Source organism: Virgibacillus sp. 7505 (genome assembly GCF_002272135.1).
Taxonomy (GTDB): Bacteria; Bacillota; Bacilli; order Bacillales; family Amphibacillaceae; genus Terribacillus.
In genome coordinates, this window is sequence record NZ_NPBF01000483.1 from 1 (window position 1) to 210 (window position 210).

General features: G+C 43.3%; 1 protein-coding gene. It reads right to left on the bottom strand.

The genetic code is table 11. The features are described 5' to 3' along the window. On the bottom strand, window positions 1–210 hold a 210-nt coding region (locus CHH91_RS19890), incomplete at both ends, for a BCCT family transporter (RefSeq protein WP_176465914.1).

A 210-nucleotide genomic window follows, 5' to 3' on the forward strand; every position in this document is an offset into this window, starting at 1 on the left:
AAACAAGCCGACAAATGGCGACCATGACATATGCCAAGCCCAGAAGAAAATTGTGTTTGACCCAAGCCATTCATCATTTGAAAAAGGCGTCATCGTTAATGACATTGACACGACATTGGACAAATAGCCGCCTAAAGTCGTCACCATGCTTTCAAGCAGTGTAATGGTTGGTCCTGCAAATAAAACGAATAACAGCAAGATGCCAGCAAG